7 protein-coding genes and 1 pseudogene are annotated in these 7,460 nt (G+C 67.3%); 6 read left to right on the top strand and 2 right to left on the bottom strand.

From position 1 onward, the window contains the following. Both DBR23_RS16800 and DBR23_RS16795 read left to right on the top strand, forming a co-directional pair. The coding region (locus DBR23_RS16800; RefSeq protein WP_233250513.1) for a PilT/PilU family type 4a pilus ATPase at positions 1–826 on the top strand (826 nt) is incomplete at its 5' end. Between the two features lie 124 nt (positions 827–950). Then, a complete protein-coding gene (locus tag DBR23_RS16795) occupies positions 951–1,784 on the top strand; it encodes an alpha/beta hydrolase (RefSeq protein WP_108499000.1) in 834 nt (277 codons plus the stop codon). A 37-nt stretch (positions 1,785–1,821) separates the two neighbouring features. Here DBR23_RS16795 and DBR23_RS16790 read toward each other — a convergent pair whose 3' ends face one another. After that, positions 1,822–3,204: a serine hydrolase gene (locus DBR23_RS16790; RefSeq protein WP_233250512.1), complete on the bottom strand. Its 1,383-nt coding sequence runs from the start codon at positions 3,202–3,204 to the stop codon at positions 1,822–1,824. Between the two features lie 249 nt (positions 3,205–3,453). Here DBR23_RS16790 and DBR23_RS16785 point away from each other — a divergent pair, with 249 nt between their 5' ends. From DBR23_RS16785 to DBR23_RS16775, 3 genes are read left to right on the top strand one after another with little or no spacing between them, the layout of a single operon-like run. Next, entirely contained in the window at positions 3,454–4,695 is a 1,242-nt protein-coding gene (locus DBR23_RS16785) for a multidrug effflux MFS transporter (RefSeq protein ID WP_108498999.1), read from the top strand. Then, positions 4,682–5,683, top strand: a complete 1,002-nt coding sequence (gene miaA, locus DBR23_RS16780) for a tRNA (adenosine(37)-N6)-dimethylallyltransferase MiaA (protein WP_108499003.1) — start codon at positions 4,682–4,684, stop codon at positions 5,681–5,683. The genes DBR23_RS16785 and miaA overlap by 14 nt, the downstream gene beginning before the upstream one ends. Then, a complete protein-coding gene (locus DBR23_RS16775; RefSeq protein ID WP_108498998.1) occupies positions 5,680–6,330 on the top strand; it encodes an ABC transporter ATP-binding protein in 651 nt (216 codons plus the stop codon). Before miaA ends, DBR23_RS16775 begins: the two co-directional genes overlap by 4 nt. Positions 6,331–6,433: 103 nt before the next feature. Here the strand turns inward: DBR23_RS16775 and DBR23_RS16770 are convergent, their stop codons facing one another. Further along, positions 6,434–6,862: an Hsp20/alpha crystallin family protein gene (locus DBR23_RS16770; RefSeq protein WP_015013295.1), complete on the bottom strand. Its 429-nt coding sequence runs from the start codon at positions 6,860–6,862 to the stop codon at positions 6,434–6,436. A gap of 159 nt (positions 6,863–7,021) precedes the next feature. Between DBR23_RS16770 and DBR23_RS16765 the strand changes: the two are divergent. Next, positions 7,022–7,460: pseudogene (locus tag DBR23_RS16765) on the top strand (ABC transporter permease); the annotation flags it as partial.

The following is a 7,460-nucleotide window of genomic DNA, read 5'->3' as shown; positions in this document are numbered from 1 at the left end:
CCCGCCGCTGGCCGCGCTGGGCCTGCCCCCGGTGCTGGAAAAGCTGGTGCTGCGCAAGCGCGGCCTGGTGCTGGTGACCGGGGCCACGGGCTCGGGCAAATCGACCACGCTGGCATCGATGATCAACTACCGTAACGAGAACGTCACGGGCCACATCCTCACCATCGAAGACCCGCTGGAGTTTTTGCACGCGCACAAGCGCTCGGTGGTGGACCAGCGCGAGGTGGGCATCGACACGCAGTCGTACGAAGAGGCCCTGAAGAACGCGCTGCGCGAGGCGCCGGACGTGATCATGATCGGCGAGATCCGCGACCGCAACACCATGAAGCAGGCCATTGCCTATGCCGAGACCGGCCACCTGTGCCTGTCCACGCTGCACGCCAACAACGCCAACCAGGCCATGGAGCGGGTCATCAATTTCTTCCCCGAAGACGCCCACCACCAGCTGCTGATGGACCTGAGCTTGAACCTGGCCGGCGTGATCTCGCAGCGCCTGATCCCCGGCCTGCACGAAAAGCTGGTGCCTGCGGTGGAGGTGATGCTCAACTCGCCCTACATCGCCGACCTGATCGCCAAGGGTGAGTTCTCGGGCATCAAGGAGGCCATGGGCCACAGCACCGAGATCGGCATGTGCACCTTTGACCAGGCGCTGTACCAGCTCTACACCGACGGCCGCATCTCGCTGGACGAGGCCCTGCACAACGCGGACTCGCGCACCGACCTGGCGCTGCGTGTGCGCCTGGCGGCCGGCGTGACCACGCAGGATGCAGGAGAGCTTTCCATCGATACCTCCTCGCCCATGCAGTCGGCCTCGCGGCTGTCGTGAACGGCGTGCTGGCGCCAGCGCCGGGACGGCGCCGGGGGTACCGTCTGCTCCACCACTGCAAGCCACCGGCTCCCGTGCTTGATCCTCACCGAACTTTTGTACCTGCGCCAGAATCAGTCGGACGATGAAACGAATGCCTCTTCTTGCATCCCTGGGGCTGGTGGTGGCCGTGAGCGTGGGTTGCGCCACCCTTGACGCCAAGCAGCGCGAATGGATCTTCCAGCCCAGCGACCGCAGCTGGGGCGGCGCGCCGTCCACCGAAGGCATGCAGGACGTGTGGATCGAGTTCGCCTCCGACGCCAGCGGCAAGGCCGAGCGCCTGCACGGGCTGTGGCTGCCCCACACCCAGGCCAAGGCGCCGGTGCTGCTGTACCTGCACGGCGCGCGCTGGAACGTGGCGGGCTCGTCAGGCCGCATCCGGCGCATGCAGGAGCTGGGCTTTTCGGTGCTGGCCATCGACTACCGGGGCTTTGGGCGCAGCAGCGCAGGCCTGCCGTCCGAGGCCACCGCGGCCGAGGACGCCCGCGCCGCCTGGAACTGGCTGGCCGAGCAGCACCCGGACAAGCCGCGCTACATCTTCGGCCACTCGCTGGGCGGCGCCATTGCGATCGATCTGGCGCGCCAGGTGCCGGATGAAAAGGGCACCATCGTCGAAGGCACCTTCACCAGCATCCCCGACGTGGTCAGCACCTTCAAGTGGGGCTGGCTGCCGGTGTCGCCCCTTATCACGCAGCGGTTCGAATCCATCCGCAAGGTGGCCGAGATCGGCTCGCCGCTGCTGGTGGTGCATGGCAGCGACGACAGCCTGATCCGCCCCACACTGGGCCGCCAGCTGTATGAGGCAGCGCGAGAGCCCAAGCAGTTTGTGCTGGTGGAAGGTGGCTCGCACCACAACACCAACTCTGTGGGCCAACGGCAGTACCGCGAGGCCGTAGCCTCGCTGTTTCACCTGAAGTAAGCGCAGCGGCTCGCCGCGACGAGTCAGCCGCGCTGTCTCAGCGGCGCACCGCCTGCGCCAGTGCCGCCCAGGCCTTGAGGGTGAGCGGGTGGGTAAAGCCTGCCCCCGCCACGGGGTGCGACGACAGTTTGATCACCACCATCTCGGCAGCCGGGTTCACATGGATGAACTGGCCGTGGATGCCGGCGGCCTCGTAGGCGCCGTCGGCGTTGTGCAGCACCCACCACTGGTTGCGGTAGCTGTAGCCCGGCCGAAAGGCCATGCCCCCCATCTTGAACTTCTCTCGGTCGCCGCCCTTGGCGGTGTCGTCGATCACGGCCTTGTCAAAAATCTTCTGGCCGTTGAAGCTGCCGCCCAGGCGCAGCATCTCGCCAAACCGCGCCAGGTCGCGCGCCGTGGCGTTGAGGCCTGCGCCCTGCAGGGGCGTGCCCACGCTGTCTACCATCACATGGGCGTCTTCCTCGGTGCCCAGCTTTTGCCAGATGTTGTCGCCCATGAGCTCGGCCCAGTGTTTGCCGGTAGCGCGCGACACGATCCAGCCCAGCACCTCCGAATGCACGGTGCGGTACACAAAACCTGCGCCGTGTTCGCCTTCCTTCTTGAGCGTCTTGAGGAAGTCGTACACATTGGTCGGCCCCTGGTAACCGGGCGGACGCGGCAGCAGGCCGCTGGACCAGCTGTAGCCAAAAATCTCGGTGGTGGGGTCGGTGTAGACCTCGCGGAAGCGCACGGCGCCCGTCATGTCCATCACATCGCGCACCTTCATGTCGCCCCAGGCAGACTCCGCCAGCTCGGGTACGTATTTGGTCACCAGTGCCTCGGGGTCGATCTTGCCCTCGTGCGCCAGCTGCGCCGCCATGAGCCCGGTGAACGACTTGGTGACCGAGAACAGCAGATGCGGCGAGTAGGGCTTCATCTGGTTGTCGTAGCGCTCGTACACCACGCGGCCCTTGTGCATCACCACCAGCGCATCGGTGTAGGTGCGGGTGAACCATTGGTCCACCGTGATGGGCTGGCCCTTGTCGTCATCGAATGCCACTGCGCCCAATGGTCGCGGGTCGGCCGGCAACGCAGATGGTGCGGCACCGCCCCGGCGGATATTGCGTGTCGGCTGCAGCTCGCGCAGGTGCTGCACGGCCCAGCGCAGCTGCGGGTATTTGTACGAGTTGCTCAGGTCCACACGCTGCGCCCCTTCGGGTGGGAAGGTGCTCATGTAGCCCAGCTTGTCCAGCGTCACGGTCTCTGGCGCTGGTAGCGCCGGGGCCTGCGCCTGGGCTGGGGCCGCAAAGGCCACACCCAGTGCCGCCGCAGCGCAGGCTGCCCGCCACAGCGCGGCGGGGAATGCGCAAGAACGCCGGGGCTGCGCAGGATGCAAAGGGTGAGTGGTTTGCGCCGCAGAGGCGCTGGGAGTCTTGTCCATGGCTTGTCTCCTTGTTGTGTTGTGTTGTGTTGTGTTGCTTGGTGCAGCATCCGGGCGAAGCGTCACTCAGAACAGCGTCCAAGGCATGACGGGCTGCCAGCCACCGCCCCACCATGGTGCTGCGCCCCGCGCAAGGCAGGATGTCACCCGCGCGACCTTTGTCATACATAAATTTGCGCAAGTTCTCACCGCCTGGGTCCACCGCCCTGCCTGCAGCGCGCCCACCCCTTCTGGTACGCTCAGACAGATATGTCTGCCCCCTCCGCCACCGCAGCGTCTGCGGCCGCCCCTGTCTCTGTCCAACCCGGCCTGGCCATTCTGGTACTGGCCCTGTTGCTGTCCATCCAGCCCGTCACCACCGACCTGTACCTGCCCGCCCTGCCCGCGCTTACCCGCAACCTTGGCGCACCCATGGCGGCCGCGCAGCTCACGCTCAGCGGGCTGCTGCTCGCGTTCGGTTGCTCGCAAATGGTGTGGGGCCCGCTGTCTGACCGCTTTGGCCGCCGCCCCATCCTGCTGGCAGGGCTCACCATCTACACCGTGGCCTCGCTGGGCAGTGCCTTTGCGCCGACCATGGGCCTGCTGATTCTGTGGCGCATCGCCCAGGGTGCTGCAATGGGGGCCGTGGTGATGTGCGCGCGCGCCATCGTGCGCGACCTGTACACCCCGCTGGAGGGCGCACGCGCCATGTCCAAGGCGCTCACGGGGCTGGGCATCGTGGCCTGCATCTGCGCGCCCATGGGTGGCCTGCTGAGCGAATGGCTGGGCTGGCGCGCTGCGCTGCTGGCACTCACGGTGTATGCCGTGGTCACGCTGGCGCTGGTGGCATTGCGCTTGCCCGAGACCCTGGCCCACCGCAACCCCCAAGCGCTGCAGCCCCGTGCGCTGGTGGGCACCTGGCAACAGGTGTTGCGCAGCCCCACCTTCTGGGCGTTTTCGCTGCAGACCACGGCCACCTATGGCGGGCTGTTCACCTTTCTGGCGTCGTCCTCGTTCGTCTACATCGACGTGCTGGGCCTCACGCGCACCATGTATGGCTGGGTCATGGCGTCTGCCTGCGTGGCCTACTTTGCGGGCACCTTTGTGTGCCGCGCTCTGCTGGCACGGTTTGGCCTGCAGCGCACGGTGGCCATTGCCGGAGCCTTGAGCGCCAGCGGCGGCACGCTGATGGCGCTGGTGGCCTGGATGGGCTGGCACCACCCCTGGGCACTGACGCTGCCGTTCTACCTGTTCATGGTGGCGCACGGCATCCACCAGCCATGCGGGCAAAGTGGCGCCGTAGGGCCCTTCCCCAAGGCGGCAGGCGTCGCATCCGCGCTCAACGGTTTCATGATGATGCTGGCGGCCTTTGCCATTGGCGGCTGGCTGGGGCTGCGGCTCGATGGCACGGTGTGGCCGCTGGTCAACGGGATCTGGTTCTGGTCGGTGGTGCTGGCCGTGATCTCGTGGACGCTGGTGCAGAAGTTTGGAGCGCCCCGTGAGCACGCCTGACACCCTCCCCACCATTGCCCTGGCGGGCCCCACGGCGTCGGGCAAGACCGCCGGCGCGCTGGCGCTGGCCGCCGTGCTGGGCAAACAGGGCAGGCCGGTCGAGATCATCAGCGTGGACTCGGCCCTGGTGTACCGGGGCATGGACATTGGCACCGCCAAGCCCACGCCCGACGAGCGCGCCGCCGTGCCGCACCACCTCATCGACATCCGCGACCCGCTGCAGGCCTACAGCGCCGCCGAGTTTGTGCAGGACGCCACCCGGCTCATCGCCGAGATCCGCGCGCGCGGCGCACTGCCCCTGCTGGTGGGCGGCACCATGCTGTACTTCAAGGCCCTGTTTGATGGCATTGACGACATGCCCGCCGCCGACCCCGAGGTGCGCGCCAAGATCGAAGCCCAGGCGGCCGAGCAGGGCTGGCCTGCCCTGCATGCCGAGCTGGCGCGTGTGGACCCAGTGACGGCCGCGCGCCTGGCCCCCGGCGACAGCCAGCGCATTCAACGTGCACTGGAGGTGTGGCATGTCTCGGGCCAGCCGTTGTCGAGCTTTCACACTATTAAAAAGGTAGCAGACAACACAAACAACACCGGCGCTAGCGCGCTTTTTTCCTTGGAACCCGACAACCGGGCCTGGCTGCACGAGCGCATCGCCCAGCGTTTCGACGCCATGCTGGCTAGCGGCTTCATTGATGAGGTGGTGGCCCTGCGCGCACGCGGCGACCTGCACCCCGACCTGCCCTCCATGCGCTGCGTAGGCTACCGGCAGGTGTGGGAAGAACTCGACTTCCAGGCCAGCCGCCCTGCGGGCACCCCGTTGAACACGGCCTTCCTGCACGAACGCGGCATCGCCGCCACACGGCAATTGGCCAAGCGCCAGATCACCTGGCTGCGCAGCATGCCGCAGCGCCACGCCATGGCCTGCGACCAGCCCCATGCCGTGGCCACGCTGGTGCAGGCCGTGCTGCAACGCCTGGAGAAGCCCAGGCCATGACGCTGCTGCATGTGGAGAACCTGGGCAAGCACTACGGCAGCACGCCGGTGTTCGCCAACGTGCAGTTCGCCGTGGCACCCGGCGAGTTTGTGGCCATTGTGGGCGATTCGGGCGTGGGCAAGTCCACCCTGCTCAACTGCCTGGCGGGGCTGGATACCTGGGACACCGGCAGCATCACCCACGGCACCACCGACCTGGGCCAGCTCGACGACACCGCCCGTGCGCTGTGGCGCCGTGCGCATGTGGGCTTTGTGTTCCAGGCCTTCCACGTGCTGCCGCACCTGGACGTGGCGCAGAACGTGGCCCTGCCGCTGATGCTGCTGGGCCAAACCGACGCGGCCCGGGTGCAGCACATGCTGGCCGCCGTGGGCCTGGAGGCCTTCAGCGCACGGCTGCCTCAGCAGCTCAGCGGCGGGCAGCTGCAGCGTGTGGCCATCGCCCGCGCGCTGGTGCACCACCCCGCCCTGCTGCTGGCCGACGAGCCCACCGGCAACCTCGACCCCACCACCGCCACGCGCGTGATGGACGTGCTGCTGGCGCAGACACGCGAGCACGGCGCATCGCTGGTGCTGGTCACCCATTCCGACGCTGCTGCGGCGCGGGCCGACCGCGTGCTGCGCCTCACGGCCAGCGGCATCGCCGCCTAGGCAAACCCGAACTTCAGCGAAGGCGTAGAGCGGATCACACTGCCCAGCGCAGCGGTTCTGGCCAAGCGCAGCAACGACGCCAGAAGGGTTGTGCGAGCCACGCTCACTCGATGTTCAGCCGCTGCGCCGCCTTGTTCACCTTCTTGGGCAGGTTCAGCGTCAGCACGCCGTTGTCATACTTGGCCTTGGCCTGCGCGGCGTCCACATCGGCGGGCAGCTGGAAGCTGCGGGCCACGGCGCCAAAGTAGCGCTCGCTGCGCAGCACCTTTTCGCCCTCGCGCTTTTCATCGTGCTGACGCACCTCGGCGCGCAGGCTCACCACATTGCCTTCGAGCGAGACATGGATGTCCTCCTTGGCCACGCCGGGCACTTCGGCCTGCACCGTGTAGCCGCTTTCGGTTTCCTTCACATCCACCTTGATCTGGCTGGGCGAAGGCAGGTTGTCGCCATGCAGCGGGCGCACGTAAAAGCCGGGGGCAATGTCCTTGAAAAAGTCGTCAAACAGACTGCCACGGGTCACGAGAGAGTTCATGGTTTTGGCTCCTGAAAAGGGGTTGAAACAGACAACTGAGCCAGCGCAGGAGGGCGGGCCCTGACTCCAAGATAGGCCTGCGGTATCGCGGCTTCAAGGGGGTTGAAATGCAAGGTTGATGTGCGTCAAAAACCCAGGCTCCCAACGCCTGCGGCCACAATGCTGGCCATGCTCGCCCTGCTCCGCACCTTCTCCTGGCAAGACCTGCGCCACCACCCCTGGCGCAGCGCCGCAGCGGTGGCGGCCGTGATGCTCGGTGTGGCACTGGCGTTTGCGGTACATGTGATCAATGCGTCGGCGCTGGACGAGTTCTCGCAGGCGGTGCGCGCCGTCAACGGTCAGCCCGACCTGGAGCTGCGCGCCATGCAGGGCAGCCTGCCCGAGGCACTGTACGAACGCCTGGCCACCGACCCGCAGGTGGCCCGCGCCAGCCCGCTGCTGGAGCTGGCGGCAGTGGCGCAAGCAGATACAGCCGCGGGCGCCAATGACCAGTCCCCTCGCACGCCCATCCGCGTGCTGGGCGCCGACGCACTGCTGCTGCCCACCATGGCCCCGGCGCTGGTGCCACGCCCCTGGGACAGCGCCGACCGGTTTGCCC

Source organism: Acidovorax sp. HMWF018 (genome assembly GCF_003061035.1).
In the GTDB taxonomy this organism is placed as follows: domain Bacteria; phylum Pseudomonadota; class Gammaproteobacteria; order Burkholderiales; family Burkholderiaceae_C; genus Acidovorax; species Acidovorax delafieldii.
The sequence above is the reverse complement of the archived record's forward strand: the minus strand, read 5'-3'. Positions and strand labels throughout refer to the sequence as shown.